We start from the raw sequence: 16,064 nt of genomic DNA, 5'->3' as shown, positions 1-16,064 counted from the left end.
CCAGAGTTCCGTCGTCACCGGTGGTCCTTTTGCCTGAGAGTTTCCGGGGCGGTTGCTCCTTCGGCACCGCAATGAAGCGGTTTCTCCCAACGATGATGCGAGGCTCATTATCTTCGAAGCCCGGTCATTGGCAAGGACGAAATGACGCATCTGAACAGATTTTTGCTCCATCTGCGCCATCGCTGGCTAGATACACGGCGAGTTCCATGCGTGAGGCGTGCCGTCAGTCTGATTTTTTCTCCGGCAGACCCTCGCGCTTTGTCGACGCCAGTTCATCAAGTTCCTTTTCTGTCATGGACTTCTCCATGCTTTTTGAAGCACCTTGTAAACTGGATTTCTTGACTTCACCGCGTTTGGTGGCCAGCGCCGCACCCGCGGCTTTCTGCTGGGCTTTCGATTTGGCTGGCATGTCGGTACTCCTTCCGAAACGATCCGTATTGGAGAGGAAATGCCGCCCTGTATCGATTGTTCCGTTGAGCGGATGGGCCTGCGGCAAATTTCCCCTTTGAAATCGGAAAGAAAGAGGGGTATCGCCAGAAGATGGACGCAAATCGAAAACGACCGCTGACAAGGGTGGAGAAAATGCTTCGCATTTTCTGTGCGCTTTTGATGTTGTCGCTTGGTTTTGCCCACAAGCCCGCGCTCGCCGGGGCACCTGCCGTTCTTCTGGATGAGAGTTACCGGCTGCCGGACGGCACCTTTGCCGAAATCTGCCTAGGCCACAGCGGCGGGGTAAATGCCTCGCACCCCAATGACGGCCCCGCCCATTCAAGCGATGCGATCCTGTTTTGCGAGGCCTGCCTTCTGGCCTCGTCCATTCTCTTGCCGGTGCCCGATGCGGCCGGCTGGCTGAGGACGGAATTCGCCTGGCTCGACAATCGCCTGACCGCGGAATGGGGCTTTCGCTCGGTCCAGACGATCCGCAAACCGTCCGCACGCGGCCCACCAACCCTGTCGGCCTGATCTCTTCGTTTCACAGGATCATCGCCGCCGGGTGGCGGCACGGAGCAGCTGCCCGGGCCAATGGCGCCGCAGTCGCAAGGACAAACAAATGAAAACCACCAAGATCATCACCTGCACCCTTTTCGTCGCCTCCGTCTCGACGGCGCAGGCCTTCGCCCATACGACCTTCGTTGACGGTTCGGCCGAACAGGAAAGCACCATCGTTGCCGCACTTCAGGTGCCGCATGGCTGCGATGGCGGACTTGCCACCACGGAAGTGCAGATCAAGCTGCCGGAAGGCTTCATCACTGCCAAGCCGCAGCCCAAGGCCGGTTGGGACCTTGAGGTCATCAAGGGCGACTATCAGAAAGCCTACAAGAACCACGGAAAGGACATCAAAAGCGGCGCGGTCGAAATCCGCTGGAAGGGCGGCAATCTGCCGGATGAATTCTATGACACCTTTGCCATTCAGGGAAAAATCTCCGGCATAGAGGCCGGGCAGCACCTTCCCTTCAAGGTAACGCAGCTTTGCGGCGACAAAGGCAAGGTTTCCTGGGACGAGGTAGCGGCCGCAGGCGTCGATCCGCATTCGCTGAAAAGCCCGGCGCCGACCATCCGCGTTACCGCAAAAGCCCATGCCGGCGGGCATGATCATTCCGCTATGGCCATGGATATAGATATGGACGTGGTGAAGGCTGGCAGTCTCGAGCTCTCGGCTGGCGCGACAAAGGCCATGCTGCCCGGTCAGCCCGTGGGCGGCGGTTATGTGACGATCAAGAATACCGGTTCCAGCGACGACAAGCTGATCGGCGTCGAATCCTCCGCCGCCGGCCGCGCGGAAATTCACGAAATGGCCATGGTCAACGACGTCATGAAAATGCGCAAGCTGGATGACGGCATCGTCATTCCCGCCGGTGAGACAGTGGAACTGAAGCCCGGCGGCCTGCACATTATGTTCTTCAACGTGAAGAAGCCGTTTGCCGAAGGCGACAAGGTGCCGGTGACGCTGATCTTTGAAAAGGCTGGCAAGGTTGAGATTGTGCTTTCCGCAGGCTCGGCCAAGGGTGGTGACGACAAGAACGCTCACCAGCACAACTGACGCAAAAAAGAGGCTGCCGGAACGCAATACTCATCCGGCAGCCTCAGCTTGTTCGACCAATATTATTTTGTAACAGTCAGCTTGGCCTGCATACCCGCTTCGTAGTGACCTTTTATGTTGCATAAGAGGAGATATGTGCCGGGCGTAAGCTTTGCCTTGAGCTGACCATCGCCGCCCGGCTTCAGGTCGGCCACTTCGCCAAGACTTTTAAGCTGTTTTTCATCGACACGGTGTTTCGCGGTATTGAGCGGTATTTTTTCGTCTGCAGACTTCAGCTTGACGAGCACCATTTCGTGCTGCTCGCTCATGGCATCGTTATGCACATGAAACACGGCTTCACCGGCTTTGACCGTCGTCTGGTCCATCACGAGTGTCATTGGTCCGCCACCTTCACCGCCTTCGGTGACCTTGATGGTCGTGGCCGCGAAAGCCGGCGCCGAAACAAGGAGCGCGATCGTGGTGGCTGTGACGTGACGAGCAATAAAAATCATGATCTTCCTCCAGTTGGTACCGAAGGACTAAAATTTGAATCTGACAACAACCTGAACGGGCGAAATGCGCACCAAAAAACTCATAAATCGATTTAATAAATATGGATATAGAATTGATATTATAAGTTTTTATTGGATTGATTTTCTTCGTAGGCCTGCACGGCCTGATCGAGTGTTGTCTGGGGGGCATACCGATGGCTGGCGCTTGTCAGGAAATAGAGGGTCAAGGCCGGCGGCTTGATGGCGGTGAGCAAGGCTCTCAACTGGAAATCGTCTCCCTGTTCGGCCTTGCGCGCCAATTCGTGAATGGCTTCCTCAACCTCGCTTCTGCGCGATACACGCTGCGACGGCTTCACGGCCTCCAGTGCGTAGGCCGCAGTGTTTGCAGAAACGGAAAGAACCTGTGTCATCCAACCTCCGGCCATCCTTCGCCGACCCTTAAAACCGCAGATTAGCAGCTGCGTCTTGTTGGAAGCCTAAATCGCGGACGTGCAATTTAATCGAGTTTTAATCGAAAAAAAGGTCGGGACGAGGGGGTTTCACCACCCGTGGCTATGTTCTAGAAAACGTCTTCAACAGACCCGTCGGGTATTTCTCCGGAGACATTCCCCAAATGCTGAATATCGCTCTTGTCGCAGCAGGCGGCGCAATCGGTTCGGTTTTCCGCTATCTCGTGGGTCTGTTGAGTGTGCGCCTTGTCGGCATGACTTTCCCCTGGGGAACGCTGGCGGTGAATGTGGTCGGATCCTTTCTCATCGGTTTCCTGGTTGAGCTTGTTGCAAGGCGGCTGAACGCGTCCATGGAGATGCGTCTGTTTCTGGTCACCGGCGTTCTCGGTGGCTTCACCACCTTTTCGTCCTTCTCGCTGGATGCGGTAGCGCTTTTCGAACGTGGCGCGCTCGGCCTTTCAGCGGTTTACATCACGGCAAGCCTGGTGGTTTCCATCGCGGCGGTTTTCGCCGGGCTGGCCTTGGGCCGCAGTTTGTTCTAAAGGCTTGCTCCAAACGGTGCGCCGGATAACAGGGCGCGCGATCAAGACAGAGAGACTGGAAATTTCATGGCAGGTATCGAGCATATCAAGGTCGAGGCCGACGAGGCCGGTATGCGCCTCGATCGCTGGTTCAAGATTCACTATCCGGGTCTGGGGTTCGGGCAGCTGCAAAAGCTGCTGCGCTCAGGACAGGTGCGTGTGGACGGCGGCCGGGTGAAGACGGACGCACGGGTGCAGCCGGGGCAGATGGTGCGTGTGCCGCCTGTTGATTCCGACCTCAAGGTCAAAAGCGGACCGATCGGATCCAGGGACCTCAAACATTCGGCAGACGGCGAACTTCTGGCGCGCATGCTGCTGCATGAGGACGACAAGGTTCTGGTGTTCAATAAGCCGGCCGGCATTGCCGTTCAGGGCGGATCGGGTGTCAACCGTCACATCGACGGGCTTCTGGAAGCGTGGACCAGCCCGAAGGGCGAAAAGCCGCGTCTGGTGCACCGTCTGGACCGTGACACGTCGGGCGTGCTGGTAGTGGCCCGCACCCGAGGTGCTGCACAGAAGCTGACGGCCGCTTTCCGCGAGCGCGATACCAAGAAGACCTATTGGGCGCTGGTTCGCGGCGTACCGCGCAAGCATCAGGACAAGATTTCCACCTGGCTGGTCAAGGAGCAGACCCCCGACGGCGACCGCATGCGCATTGCCAAGCACGGCGAGGAGGGGGCAGATCACGCCATTTCCTATTACCGTGTTATCGATACCGCTGCGCAGAACCTCGCCTGGCTGGAAATGGAGCCCTATACCGGCCGTACCCACCAGCTGCGCGTTCACGCACTGCATATGGGGCACCCGATCATCGGCGATCCGAAATATTACATCGATGATCCGAACTGGGATTTTCCGGGCGGTGTACAAAAGCGTCTGCACCTGCATGCACGCCATATCGACATTCCGCACCCGAATGGCGGCCGGCTTCGCGTCAGCGCGCCTTTGCCACCGCATATGGTACAGACTTGGAACCTGCTCGGCCTCGACGTGGCCGATGGCGACAGGGAAGGCTGATATCAGATGAAACTCGTTCTTTTCGATTGTGACGGCACGCTGGTCGACAGCGCCGGCCTTATCCATGCCGTCATGGTCGATACCTTCGCCGATTTCGGAAAGCCACGGCCTGATATTGCGCAGACCAAGGCAATTATCGGCCTGACGCTCGACATCGCCATCGCCCGCATGCTCGGTAAGGCGCATGTGGATGACGAGGCGCGCGCGATGACTGAGCGCTATCGGGAAATCTATCACCCGATCCGCGCCCGACCTGGCATGATCGAGCCGCTGTTCGACGGTATCGCGCCTTTGATCGACACGCTCGCCAGACGGGATGAGGTGCTGATCGGCGCGGTCACCGGCAAGGGCCGTCGCGGGTTGACCCATATTCTCGAAACGCATGGTTTTGCCGAGCATTTCATCGTGTCGCGCACGGCGGATGATTGCCCTTCCAAGCCGCATCCGGCCATGGTGATGGAATGTTGCCATGAAACCGGCATGGTTCCGGCCGACACTTTCGTCATCGGCGATGCTATCTATGACATGCAGATGGCAAAGGCCGCCGGCGCAAAGGCCATCGGCGTTGCCTGGGGCTACGCCTCGGTCGATGATCTCTGGGAGGCAGGCGCAGACGCCGTCGTCAGCCATCCGAGCGAAATTCCGGCCCATGTTCCCGCCGATATTCTTGAATGATCCTTTCTATTCGACTGATGAGGACGTGCCATGCGTGATCTCCTGAACGACCTTTCGGAAGGCCTCAGCCACCCCGATCCGATCCTTCGCGCCCAAATCCAGATGCAGCGGCCCCTGCCGAAACGTTTCTATAAGGACGTTACCGTTGCTGACGTGGAAGACGGCGGCTTCACCATCCATCTCGATGGCAAACCTTTGCGAACGCCCGCCAAGAAGCCGCTTGTCTTGCCATCGAAGGCGCTTGCGGATCTGCTTCGCGATGAATGGGATGCGCAGAAAGAAGTGGTGAACCCGGTCGTCATGCCGGTCTCGCGGCATGTGAACACCGCCATCGACGGTATCGCCAGCGACACACAGGCGGTTTTCGAGGACATATTGCGCTTTTCGTCTTCCGATCTCCTGTGCTACCGCGCAGGTCAACCGGAAGCGCTTGTGGCGCGACAGGCGGACCATTGGGATCCGGTGATCGACTGGGCGGCCAATGTTCTCGGCGCACGCTTCATTCTCGTCGAAGGCGTCATGCATCGCGATCAGCCTCGGGAAGCGGTTGCAGCCTTTGCCGTGACGCTCAAAAAATACGATACGCCGATCGCGCTTGCCGCCCTGCACACCATGACGTCGCTGACCGGCTCCGCCATTCTGGCGCTGGCACTGGCGGAAGAGCAGCTGACGCTGGAGGAAACCTGGGCGCTGGCCCATCTTGACGAGGACTGGACCGCCGAACATTGGGGCGAGGACGAGGAGGCGCTGGAGCGCCGCGCCACCAGGCTCATCGACATGCGTGCAGCACTCAACGTTCTGGAGGCGTTGAAGAGCGCGCCTTAACGCTTTTCTAACCCTGATGACCGAATATGCGGTTACCTCACGTTAGGGGAGCCGCAGATCATGAACACTCGATTGAAACGCCTTGGCATTGTTGTGCTGGCGTGTTTCACGCTCATGTCTTTCAGGCTGGAACCGGAGGCGACAAATGCCGACCGGCTGCTTTATGATGTGCGCGGCGCCTTTGTAGCGGCACGGCCGGATGTAGCGCCGGCATTGATGCAATCCATTCATGCGCAACTACAGAATGCCATCAAAACGACGGCACGCGGCGAAATCAGACCGCGCGTTGTGCTGACCATTCGCCTCGCATCCGTCACCCGCGGCCCCTTCCTGTTTGGAGAACGGGCATCGGCCCGTGTCATCGTTCGTGCGGCCGCCGTGGCGACGGGCGAGGTTATCGCCGAGGCCAAATTCACAGCCACCGTCGTCAGCTTCGACAATCAGTCGATCGAGCAGGATCTCGCTTACGGCGTCGCGGAGCGCGTGATCCGCGAGTTCCGGCTGAGCCGACCCGGACCGACAACGCTCGCGACGGCGTTGTTTCCGTGAACAAGTATGGTTTCCAGATAGAGTTTAAACTGGTTTCACAAGAAGGCCGGTGGCCATGGACTGGAAAGCCTCGACAGCCTTCGGCAGCACCCTCACAGGATCGTCACTGGCGGCGATCCATAGCGCAGCATTAAGTGCAGCGCCGCTTAGAAGCCGGGCAGCAGCTTCCGCATCGACTGACTTGATGACCCCCTGTTCGATGAGGCTCTGAACCGTTCGCTTGGTCGCCTGCAGACAACTGCTCTGGCTAGGCCACTGCGACGGATCACCCAATACCGCAGGCCCGTCGAGCAGAACGATGCGTTGTACTTCCGGATCAAGCGCCATTTCGATATAGGCAGCGCCCTCGGCGAGCAAACCTTGCCAATCGTCCTCGGCCAGTGCCCCGATCTCTTGAGCGCGAGACGCCATTTCAGAATCGATCTGATCGACCACCGCCGCCAGCAGCCCACGCTTATCTCCGAAATTGTGATAAAGCGCCCCACGCGTCAGACCAACCTGAGCAGTCAACTCGTCCATTGATGCGGAAGAGTATCCCTTTTCGGCGAAAATCTTTCGTGCAGCCGCGATCAGTTTTACGCGATTTTCCTCCATCGTTTCCGCGCGTCGTTTTGCCATTCTCTCCTCAATTTTACATACGTGACGTATACGGGTTGACATACGGAACGTATGCCACCAAATTCAAATACGCACCGTATATCAAATAAGGCGTTGTGTGAAGCGCTCGAAGCGTAACGTTCCGCCCAGAGAGTGCACTTGATTACAAAGAAGAGAGATTTAAAAATGGCGAAGCGCGAAGCAATCTTTCCCGCAAACAGACATGCTCTTTACGAGGAGCACGGCTATTCGGCGGCTATCCGATCCGGGGACCTTCTGTTCGTTTCCGGGCAGGTGGGCAGCCTTTCCGATGGAACGCCAGAACCCGATTTTGAACGTCAGGTACAATTGGCTTTCGAAAATCTCAAAGCCACGCTGCATGCAGCGGGCTGTACATTTGATGATATTGTCGACGTGACGACATTCCATACGGACCCCGAAAAACAGTTCGGAACCATCATGGCCGTCAAGCAGCAGATTTTCAGCACGAAGCCTTACCCGAACTGGACTGCAATAGGCGTGAACTGGCTCGCGGGCTTCGATTTCGAGATCAAGGTCATCGCCCGCATTCCTTTGGATGCATAAATCTCCGAAAGCCATAGCGAAGACGGCGTACTAAAAACGCCGTCACGTCGCTGTTCAAGATGTCGGACGTATCCAAACCGCGCAGGTTAAGCTTCCCCTTTCGCAGCCTTAGCCCAGTCGCTCGGCATGCCATTTCAGATGGTCATCCATGAAGCTGGAGATGAAATAATAGGAGTGGTCGTAACGCTCGTGCATGCGCAGCGTCAGGCCGATATCGGTTCCTTTGATCGCCTCTTCGAACAGCCAGGGACGCAGGCCTTTATCGAGGAAACTGTCGGCCTTGCCCTGGTCGATCAGGAATTCCGGAAAACGGGCGCCGTCTTCGACCAGCGAGCAGGCATCGTATTGCCGCCATGCGGCACGATCCGTTCCGAGATATTTTTCCAGCGCCGGTTCGGACCAGTCGGCAGAGGAGGGGGCGACGATTGGGGCGAAGGCGGAGCAGCTCTTGAAGCGGTCTGGGTTCTTAAGCGCAATCGTCATGGCACCATGGCCGCCCATCGAATGGCCGAAAATGCCCTGACGGCTCATATCCGCGCGGAAATGCTGGCCAATGAAGGCTGGCAGCTCTTCCGTCACGTAGCTGTACATATGGTAGTGCTCCGACCAAGGTTCCTGCGTGGCGTCGAGATAAAAGCCGGCGCCCTTGCCCATCTGCCAGTTGGTCACTTCATCAGGCACATCGTTGCCACGCGGGCTGGTATCCGGGCAAACGATGATCAGCCCGAGTTCGGATGCCATGCGGCGATATTCGCCTTTTTCCATGACATTGGCGTGGGTGCAGGTGAGGCCGGAAAGATACCACAGAACCGGGCACGGCTCGCTGATCGCCTTCGGCGGCACATAGACTGCAAAGGTCATCTCGCATTTCAGGGTTTCGGATGGGTGCGAAAATACGCCCTGCATGCCGCCAAAGGCCGTATTTTGCGAGATGATATTCATGAAGCCATTCCTTTATGAAGAGTTTTTTCCGGTTCAGCCCGCAAGCGCGACCGCAGCATTGACCGCCGCTGCTACCAGAACCGTGTTGAAGAAGAAGGAGACGATGGAGTGCAACAGCGTGACCTTGCGCATCGGTGTCGTGGTTACAGCAACATCCGAGGTCTGCGCCGTCATGCCGATGACAACAGCGAAATAGAGGAAGTCGTAACCGCAGGGTTCCTTCGTTGCCGGGAAATCCATGCCGCCTCTATGCTTGCGCTTGCCATCAACGGTTTCCGGACGCCAGTAAAGATGTGCGTAGTGCAAGGCAGTCATGGTGTGGATTGTCAGCCACCCGAAAATCACGGAGCCGAAGGCGAGCAGCAGCGTCCAGACGGTTTCGCCGGAATGGTTGAGTGCCTGGAAAAGTGAAACGACGGCGACGGTGGCAGCGATCAGCGTAATGGCGATGATGGCCATTGCCGGCAGGTCATCACTATCGGCATGCGCTTTCAGGTGCTGGGCCGTTAATTTCGGAAGCCGAAAGGCCACCAGCCCGAGATAGGTCAGGAAAAACAGAATGGCTGCAATTTCGATGGCGAGCGGCCGTGCGAATGCCAGCGCCAAGCCAAGGCCGAAGGCGCCAACAAAAAGAGCGACGAAGAAAGGCTTATGGCGGCTGTAGGTGTTGCTCTGCGGATTGGCCGGGGTCATGGGCTGCGCCTTCCTGTTTACGCGGTCATTTTTTGACACGGCGGCAGAAACGGTCAAGCGTCTCCAGAAAAGCAGACCGGTCGCGCGGCGAGAAAGCCGCGTTATATCCCTTGCTCTCACCGGTTTCGCGCAGGTGTGCGCCAAGGTCGCGCATCGCAGTTGCCATGCCGATGTTGGTTTGGTCGAAAACGCGGCCGGTCGGTCCCGTCACCAGCGCGCCCCTGGCAACGCAACGCCCGGCGAGCGGCACATCGGCGGTAATGACGATATCGTTTTCGCCCGCACGCTCCGCAATCCAGTCATCCGCCGCATCGAAACCGGCCGATACGATCACGTTTTTCACCATCGGATCGCGCGACGGGCGCAAACCGGAATTGGCAACGAAAGTCACCTCCAGCCCATGCCGTTCCGCCACCTTGAGAATCTCGGGTTTCACGGGGCAAGCGTCGGCATCGACATAGATTTGCGGGGTCTGCGACATGGGCACTCTTCGAGGATCATTTATGCATCGCTTTTAAGGGCAAACGCTGCGATTACCAAGCCCGCCATCCGTGAAAATATGGCGACAGGCATGGTAATGAATACGCTTGCGACCTTCATACAAGTCCAGTATGTTCACTTTATGTTCCTGGTGTGAGGTATTCCCGATGCTGGAAGAATTCATCGTGCAGGCCAAGTCCGCCACTTATGTGGGCGGCGGCAACAAATCCTCGACACCCACCCGCATCGGCTCACACGACCTCGGCTTTCGAAGTGGCGACTGGAACTACATCGATAGCTATTTCGGCGGAACCGACTTCATCGGTCAGGAGGTCGTCTGGCATCAGGGAATTCCACTTTGGGCCATGAATTATTACGGCCGCGTCATCCGCCCTGAGCTAATCGACGGCACGGTGGCGGGCAGGGTGATCCAGCGATCGCTTTCCACGCTATACAGGGAAGGGCGCTTCCTCGGCGGCTTCACCCACGAGGTCGAAGACATGATCTATGTCGATACCAATGAGGGCGAATTCCGGTCTTTTACCGGCCTGGAGCGCATATATCGGGACAGCGTTGAGGTGTACCGGCTCGACTACCACGGCGGCGTGATAAAGCCGTAGCCGCGCCGCGAGTAAGATCAAACAGGGACGATGGAGATCCATCGCCCCTTTATCGATTTCAAATCAGCCGGGCTGCTTCGTCTTGCGCAGGTATGGAAGAACAGTGTCATAAGAGCCGAAACGGGCAATCGCATCCTCGTTGGAGACGGCGGCGGTGATAATGACGTCTTCGCCCTGTTTCCAGTTTGCCGGTGTCGCCACCTGATGTTTAGAAGTCAGCTGGATGGAATCGATCGCGCGAAGAATTTCGTCGAAGTTGCGCCCGGTGGTCATCGGGTAGGTGAGGACCAGCTTGATCTTCTTGTCGGGACCGACAACGAAGACGGAGCGCACGGTGGCGTTGTCGGCCGGCGTGCGGCCTTCGGAACTGTCGCCAGCGCCCGCCGGCAGCATGTCATAGAGCTTCGCGACTTTCAGGTCCTTGTCGCCGATCAGCGGATAATCGACATTAAAGCCGGTCGCGGTGCGGATGTCGTTTTTCCATTTCTCATGGCTTTCGACCGGATCGACCGAAATGCCGATGATCTTGACGCCGCGCTTTTCGAATTCCGGCTGCAGGCCGCCCATCGCGCCGAGTTCCGTGGTGCAGACCGGCGTGAAATTCTTCGGATGCGAAAACAGGACCGCCCAGCCGTCGCCGATCCATTCGTGAAAGCTCACCGGACCGTGTGTGGTCTCGGCGGTGAAATCGGGTGCGATGTCGTTTATACGCAGGCTCATCTGATGGTTTCTCCCTAATGATTTAAATTGAAATTCTGAAGGTTTCGGCAATCCGCGTCCGGCGCAGGAGCTTAGAGTTTTTGCGTAAAATGGCCAGCCCTTTCCACGGCAAACGGCACGCTAATGACCTGTCATGGAAACGTACAAGGATTGTTTTCGTTCTGGCAAACGCCTATTCTGACGCGCTGCCTTTTCCAGCCGGCGCAAAAAGCTGATGCTCGACCACAATGAGCCAATAGTCTCCAAACAGACGCGATGGGGAACAGCAATGACGATCACGATCACCGCTTTTGAACGCTCGCCCGATGGCGGCAAGGGTCTGGCACGCGACATGCGCGTCCGCTGGGCGCTGGAGGAAGCGGGGCTGTCCTACGATGTTCGCCTTCTCTCCTTCAAGGCGATGAGGGAACCTGCGCATCTGGCACTTCAGCCATTCGGACAAATCCCGACCTATGAGGAGGGCGACCTCGTACTGTTCGAATCCGGCGCGATCATTTTCCACATCGCGGAGCGCAATGCCGGCCTGTTGCCGCGGGATGTGAATGCGCGGGCACGGGCGATAACCTGGATGTTCGCCGCGCTCAACACGGTGGAGCCGCCAATCGTTGACCGCTCGATTGCCCGGTTTCTGGAGGGCGACAAGAGCTGGTACGAAGAGCGCTTAGCGATAATCGATAAAAATATCAGCAAGCGGCTCGGCGAACTCTCCCGCTGCCTCGGTGACGACGACTGGCTCGACGGTGCGTTCAGCGCTGGAGATCTGTTGATGATATCGGTGCTGCAAAGGATAAAAAGCTCAGGCATCCTCGACGAATATCCAAACCTTTCAGCATATGTGGCTCGCGGTGAGGCGCGTCCGGCCTATCAACGCGCCTTTGCCGACCAGCTTGCCGTCTTCAAGGCCGCCTCGACCGGTTGAACGTCGGTGAATAGCGAGGGCCTTAGGTAAGAACCAACTACACTGTCTGTACAGGATTGCCCGCCCTCAAAGGCTCCCGCAGCCGCTTCGGTGATTGTTGTGCCTCTATCGCAGCCGGTTCTACTGCTTGATTGAAATGGAAATCTGCGATAGTGCTAATATTGAGGTACGTACCTCAAATTTAGAAGCAGCTCAAATGCGGACAGAGAAGAACAATCGATATGTCAGCAATATCCAGGCGTTTTCGTCTGGTGAAGCTGATGGGAACAACGGGGCAACGTCACAAGGGTGAGGATGATGACGGCGTTTGAACTTGATCGGAATTTGCAATAACAGATGAGCCATCGCTTCGAGGATTGTTCGAGGCGACCCACGCGCTGGCGATATTGAAGTGTCAGGACACCATTGGCGAGCATGCGCGGGAATTTATCAGACGCTCTCCGTTCCTGTGCATAGGAACGCAGAATCTGGCGGGAAGTGCTGACGTAAGCCCTCGTGGCGACCCTGCGGGGTTCGTCAAGATTCTTGATGAACGCACACTCGCGATACCGGATCGGCCGGGTAACAATCGTCTGGATACGTTGACCAATATCATTGCCAATCCAAGCGTCGGGCTATTGTTTGTCATACCGGGATTTGACGACACGTTGCGTGTGAACGGGCAGGCAAAGCTCGCAACCGACCCGGAACTTCTGAGATGCATGAGCATCAATGATCGAGCGCCCAAACTCGCGATTGTCGTCAGGGTGAGTGAGGTTTTCATGCATTGCGCCAAGGCGTTTCGGCGGTCTCATTTGTGGAGCCCGGATCATTTTCAGGATCGCTCCGAGATGCCGTCGCTCATCAAAATCATCCTTGACGAAACGACGGGGGCGCCCAGCAACAAGGATGAGATGCGGAAATTGGATGACGATCTGGAAAAGGACTACCAGAGAACACTTTATTAGCTATTTTCGAGGGGAGGCGGTGCGGCTCCTGTTGTCTTCAGCAGCCCTGTGTTTAGCGGCAATCTCGATGAGAATCAGCGTCATTCAGGATGAGACTCGCGCCGGGGTGTGACGGAGGGAGGGCGTAGCCCGATCGTAGTCATACCTCGTCGTGGCGCAGATTTTGGCGTCTCAAGATCGCGGTCGGTCCGGTACATTTTCGGTTTTCTGTATTGGAGAACCAGTNAGCAAAGCTGGGCTGGTCGGCTGTTTAGCGGCAATCTCGATGAGAATCAGCGTCATTCAGGATGAGACTCGCGCCGGGGTGTGACGGAGGGAGGGCGTAGCCCGATCGTAGTCATACCTCGGCGTGGCGCAGATTTTGGCGTCTCAAGATCGCGGTCGGTCCGGTACATTTTCGGTTTTCTGTATTGGAGAACCAGTTTGTGCCGGGTCGCCATGTAACCGATCATCAGATGAGACTCTTCATGAAGTATCGACAAACGCATTCCGTTGAGGTTGCCGCTGCAAAAGCGTCAATCAGCAGGGCCACGGCCTATCGTCTCGGCAAAGAGACGCAACTTCCATCTCAAAGCAAAGCGCCACGCGAGCGCCGCCGTCCTGATCCTTTGGAGCCGATATTCGAGACAGAAGTCGTCCCGCTCCTCAAGGCAGCACCTGGCATCCGCGCTGTCGCTGTCTACAACGAGATGCTGCGCCGGCATCCAGACCTTTCTGAAGGTATCCGTCGCACGCTCGAGCGACGCATCCGGTCGTGGCGTGCTGTCCATGGCGAAGCGCAGGAGGTAATCTTCCGCCAGACGCACGAGCCGGGCCGGCTGGGCCTTTCTGATTTTACCCACGCCAGCGGCCTTGRTGTAACGATCGCCGGCGAACCGCTTGATCATCTGTTTTATCACTTTCGGCTTGCCTGGTCCGGCTTCGAACATGCCCACGTCATTCTCGGCGGAGAAAGCTTTGTCGCTCTGGCTGAAGGGCTCCAGAATGCCCTTTGGTCTGTCGGCGGCACGCCGCTTTATCATCGAAGCGACAGCTTGTCGGCTGCATTCCGCAACCTTGACGCCGATGCCAAGGTCGATCTTACACACCGATACGACCAACTTTGCGCTCATTATCGAATGACGCCGACACGCAACAATAAAGGCGTCGCCCATGAGAACGGCTCGATCGAAAGCTCCCACGGTCATCTCAAAAACGCCGTTCATGATGCCCTGCTGATGCGGGGCACCACAGATTTCGATGATCTCACTTCTTACCGCGCCTTTGTCGACGAGATCGTCAGCCGTCGCAATGCTGCCCATGGCAAACGCATTGATGCGGAACGATCCCATCTGCAGGCGCTGCCTGAGCGTCGCACGACGGACTTCGAAGAGATCGTAGTGACGGTATCGCGCACCGGTGGTTTCACCTTGCGCAAGGTGTTCTACACGGTGCCGTCCCGGTTAATCGGCCACAGGCTAAGAGTTCGCTTGTTCGACGATCGGCTGGATGTCTTTGTCGGAGGTACGCACCTGATGACGTTGCGCCGGGGACGTGGCCACGCTGACGGGCGGCACGACCAGGTCGTCAACTACCACCACGTCATCCATTCCCTGCGCAAAAAGCCGATGGCGCTCCGGGGCCTCGTTTATCGCGACAAGCTTTTTCCGCGGGAGGAATATCGCAGAGCTTTCGAGGCCCTCATCGAACAACTGCCTGACAAGCAGGCTTGCAAAATCACCGTAGAGCTTCTGGCGCTGGCTCATGACCGCGGCTGCGAACGCGAACTTGCCGAAGAATTGGCCAGGACACTCGATGCCGGTGACCTACCCGATCCAGCCGCCATGCGAACGCTCTTCGGCCCGGATCCAGCCGGGCTGCCTACCGTTCATGTGCAGCTCGCATCGCTCACCGGTTATGAGGCATTGATCGGGAAGGGAGAAGCCGCATGAAGAACGCCCACGTCATCGATGAAGCACGGCTCAGCATCATGCTCAATGAACTTCGGCTGCCGACAATCAAAACCCTGTGGCCACGATTTGCTGAACAGGCAGATCGGGAGGGTTGGCCAGCAGCTCGCTTCCTGTCGGCGATTGCCGAGCACGAGCTGGCAGAGCGTGCCCATCGCAGGGTTGAACGGCATCTCGCCGAGGCACACCTTCCGCCCGGAAAGACATTGGACAGCTTCGCCTTCGACGCTGTACCCATGATCTCAAAAGCGCAGGTTATGGCAATAACTGCCGGCGACAGTTGGCTCGCCAAGGGAGCGAACATCCTCATGTTCGGTCCGCCCGGCGGAGGAAAGAGCCATCTTGCTGCCGCTATCGGCCTTGCGCTGATCGAGAACGGATGGCGGGTCCTGTTTACCCGGACAACCGATCTTGTGCAGAAGCTCCAGGTCGCCCGCCGCGAACTGCAACTTGAGTCAGCAATCGACAAACTCAATAAGTACGACCTGCTAATCCTCGATGATCTCGCCTACGTCACCAAGGACCAGGCGGAAACAAGCGTACTCTTCGAGCTGATCTCAGCGCGATACGAGCATAGATCAATCCTGATCACTGCCAACCAGCCGTTTGGAGAGTGGAACCGGATCTTTCCAGATCCTGCCATGACACTCGCAGCAGTCGACCGGCTCGTACATCACGCCACGATCTTCGAGATGAATGTCGAGAGTTATAGGCGCAGAACGGCCCTTGAGGAAAAACGCCAACGGGGTCGACCAGCTTCCTTCGCGACAATCAAAACCTCGGCGCAGGCTGTCGCGGAGCGGCAATCAGAAAACGAAGAAGAACTTGTCAGCGACAATCAGCGTGATAACTTGATCTCGACCGCGACCTAAGAATCTCATCCAGATTGTCGCCAGCGTCTCATCCTGATTGCCGCGCTACACGCGTATGCCTGCCATGGATCGGGGCGTGCAAATTGCTGACGCGCCGGGTCGATGCGAAACG

At 57.3% G+C, this 16,064-nt stretch carries 21 protein-coding genes and 1 riboswitch; of the genes, 13 read left to right on the top strand and 8 right to left on the bottom strand.

What is annotated here, in order from left to right; all coding sequences use genetic code 11:
- Positions 1-11 precede the first annotated feature (11 nt).
- Positions 12-99: riboswitch (glycine riboswitch) on the bottom strand.
- A 124-nt stretch (positions 100-223) separates the two neighbouring features.
- Positions 224-409 carry a DUF3008 family protein gene (locus ASD46_RS00105; protein WP_025593382.1) on the bottom strand — a complete coding sequence of 62 codons (186 nt, stop codon included), beginning with the start codon at positions 407-409 and terminating at the stop codon, positions 224-226.
- A gap of 173 nt (positions 410-582) precedes the next feature.
- Here ASD46_RS00105 and ASD46_RS00100 point away from each other — a divergent pair, with 173 nt between their 5' ends.
- Together ASD46_RS00100 and ASD46_RS00095 are read left to right on the top strand one after the other, a co-directional pair.
- Positions 583-963 carry a hypothetical protein gene (locus tag ASD46_RS00100; RefSeq protein WP_025593384.1) on the top strand — a complete coding sequence of 127 codons (381 nt, stop codon included), beginning with the start codon at positions 583-585 and terminating at the stop codon, positions 961-963.
- An 88-nt stretch (positions 964-1,051) separates the two neighbouring features.
- Positions 1,052-2,041: a copper chaperone PCu(A)C gene (locus ASD46_RS00095; RefSeq protein WP_025593386.1), complete on the top strand. Its 990-nt coding sequence runs from the start codon at positions 1,052-1,054 to the stop codon at positions 2,039-2,041.
- Positions 2,042-2,103: 62 nt separating this feature from the next.
- Here the strand turns inward: ASD46_RS00095 and ASD46_RS00090 are convergent, their stop codons facing one another.
- Positions 2,104-2,532, bottom strand: a complete 429-nt coding sequence (locus ASD46_RS00090) for a plastocyanin/azurin family copper-binding protein (RefSeq protein ID WP_025593389.1) — start codon at positions 2,530-2,532, stop codon at positions 2,104-2,106.
- Positions 2,533-2,651: 119 nt separating this feature from the next.
- A complete protein-coding gene (locus tag ASD46_RS00085; protein WP_025593390.1) occupies positions 2,652-2,942 on the bottom strand; it encodes a hypothetical protein in 291 nt (96 codons plus the stop codon).
- Between the two features lie 203 nt (positions 2,943-3,145).
- Between ASD46_RS00085 and crcB the strand changes: the two genes are divergently transcribed.
- The 5 genes from crcB (at position 3,146) to ASD46_RS00060 (ending at position 6,628) form a co-directional block, all read left to right on the top strand.
- Positions 3,146-3,523: a fluoride efflux transporter CrcB gene (crcB, locus tag ASD46_RS00080; protein ID WP_013636055.1), complete on the top strand. Its 378-nt coding sequence runs from the start codon at positions 3,146-3,148 to the stop codon at positions 3,521-3,523.
- A 66-nt stretch (positions 3,524-3,589) separates the two neighbouring features.
- Complete coding sequence (locus ASD46_RS00075) at positions 3,590-4,579, top strand: RluA family pseudouridine synthase (protein ID WP_003512960.1); 990 nt, start codon at positions 3,590-3,592, stop codon at positions 4,577-4,579.
- 6 nt (positions 4,580-4,585) lie between these two features.
- Positions 4,586-5,254, top strand: a complete 669-nt coding sequence (locus ASD46_RS00070) for an HAD family hydrolase (RefSeq protein ID WP_035198224.1) — start codon at positions 4,586-4,588, stop codon at positions 5,252-5,254.
- A gap of 30 nt (positions 5,255-5,284) precedes the next feature.
- A complete protein-coding gene (locus tag ASD46_RS00065; RefSeq protein ID WP_060641773.1) occupies positions 5,285-6,079 on the top strand; it encodes an ATP12 family chaperone protein in 795 nt (264 codons plus the stop codon).
- 60 nt (positions 6,080-6,139) lie between these two features.
- A complete protein-coding gene (locus ASD46_RS00060) occupies positions 6,140-6,628 on the top strand; it encodes a hypothetical protein (RefSeq protein WP_013636057.1) in 489 nt (162 codons plus the stop codon).
- Positions 6,629-6,652: 24 nt separating this feature from the next.
- Here the strand turns inward: ASD46_RS00060 and ASD46_RS00055 are convergent, their stop codons facing one another.
- On the bottom strand, positions 6,653-7,246 hold the full coding sequence (locus ASD46_RS00055) for a TetR/AcrR family transcriptional regulator (protein WP_025593394.1): 594 nt from the start codon (positions 7,244-7,246) through the stop codon (positions 6,653-6,655).
- 165 nt (positions 7,247-7,411) lie between these two features.
- On the opposite strand from ASD46_RS00055, the gene ASD46_RS00050 reads away from it, so the two are divergent.
- A complete protein-coding gene (locus ASD46_RS00050; RefSeq protein ID WP_013636059.1) occupies positions 7,412-7,810 on the top strand; it encodes a RidA family protein in 399 nt (132 codons plus the stop codon).
- Positions 7,811-7,918: 108 nt separating this feature from the next.
- Here ASD46_RS00050 and fghA read toward each other — a convergent pair whose 3' ends face one another.
- Genes fghA through ASD46_RS00035 form a run of 3 tightly spaced genes read right to left on the bottom strand, consistent with a single transcriptional unit; the run spans position 7,919 to position 9,926 of the window.
- Positions 7,919-8,752 carry an S-formylglutathione hydrolase gene (gene fghA, locus ASD46_RS00045; protein ID WP_025593396.1) on the bottom strand — a complete coding sequence of 278 codons (834 nt, stop codon included), beginning with the start codon at positions 8,750-8,752 and terminating at the stop codon, positions 7,919-7,921.
- A gap of 33 nt (positions 8,753-8,785) precedes the next feature.
- Positions 8,786-9,445, bottom strand: coding sequence for a DUF1345 domain-containing protein (locus ASD46_RS00040; protein ID WP_013636061.1), 660 nt, complete (start codon positions 9,443-9,445; stop codon positions 8,786-8,788).
- A 25-nt stretch (positions 9,446-9,470) separates the two neighbouring features.
- Positions 9,471-9,926: a YaiI/YqxD family protein gene (locus ASD46_RS00035; RefSeq protein WP_003512976.1), complete on the bottom strand. Its 456-nt coding sequence runs from the start codon at positions 9,924-9,926 to the stop codon at positions 9,471-9,473.
- 166 nt (positions 9,927-10,092) lie between these two features.
- Between ASD46_RS00035 and ASD46_RS00030 the strand changes: the two genes are divergently transcribed.
- A complete protein-coding gene (locus tag ASD46_RS00030) occupies positions 10,093-10,545 on the top strand; it encodes a DUF5680 domain-containing protein (protein ID WP_025593398.1) in 453 nt (150 codons plus the stop codon).
- Between the two features lie 63 nt (positions 10,546-10,608).
- Here ASD46_RS00030 and ASD46_RS00025 read toward each other — a convergent pair whose 3' ends face one another.
- A complete protein-coding gene (locus ASD46_RS00025) occupies positions 10,609-11,265 on the bottom strand; it encodes a peroxiredoxin (RefSeq protein ID WP_003512980.1) in 657 nt (218 codons plus the stop codon).
- A 268-nt stretch (positions 11,266-11,533) separates the two neighbouring features.
- Here ASD46_RS00025 and ASD46_RS00020 point away from each other — a divergent pair, with 268 nt between their 5' ends.
- The 4 genes from ASD46_RS00020 to istB all read left to right on the top strand — a co-directional run bounded on the left by ASD46_RS00020 (position 11,534) and on the right by istB (position 15,952).
- The gene (locus ASD46_RS00020) at positions 11,534-12,184 is read left to right on the top strand and encodes a glutathione S-transferase family protein (protein WP_025593400.1); all 651 of its coding nucleotides are present in this window, start codon (positions 11,534-11,536) and stop codon (positions 12,182-12,184) included.
- 356 nt (positions 12,185-12,540) lie between these two features.
- Entirely contained in the window at positions 12,541-13,131 is a 591-nt protein-coding gene (locus ASD46_RS00015; protein WP_323455088.1) for a pyridoxamine 5'-phosphate oxidase family protein, read from the top strand.
- Positions 13,132-13,586: 455 nt separating this feature from the next.
- Positions 13,587-15,062 carry an IS21 family transposase gene (gene istA / locus ASD46_RS00010; protein ID WP_082546133.1) on the top strand — a complete coding sequence of 492 codons (1,476 nt, stop codon included), beginning with the start codon at positions 13,587-13,589 and terminating at the stop codon, positions 15,060-15,062.
- Positions 15,059-15,952 (top strand): IS21-like element ISRel5 family helper ATPase IstB, encoded by an 894-nt coding sequence (gene istB / locus ASD46_RS00005; protein ID WP_035197805.1) that lies wholly within the window; start codon positions 15,059-15,061, stop codon positions 15,950-15,952. Before istA ends, istB begins: the two co-directional genes overlap by 4 nt.
- Positions 15,953-16,064 lie beyond the last annotated feature (112 nt).

The sequence above is a fragment of the Rhizobium sp. Root491 genome (assembly GCF_001427205.1).
Lineage (GTDB): Bacteria > Pseudomonadota > Alphaproteobacteria > Rhizobiales > Rhizobiaceae > Agrobacterium > Agrobacterium tumefaciens.
This window is presented reverse-complemented; position numbering and strand designations above follow the sequence as displayed.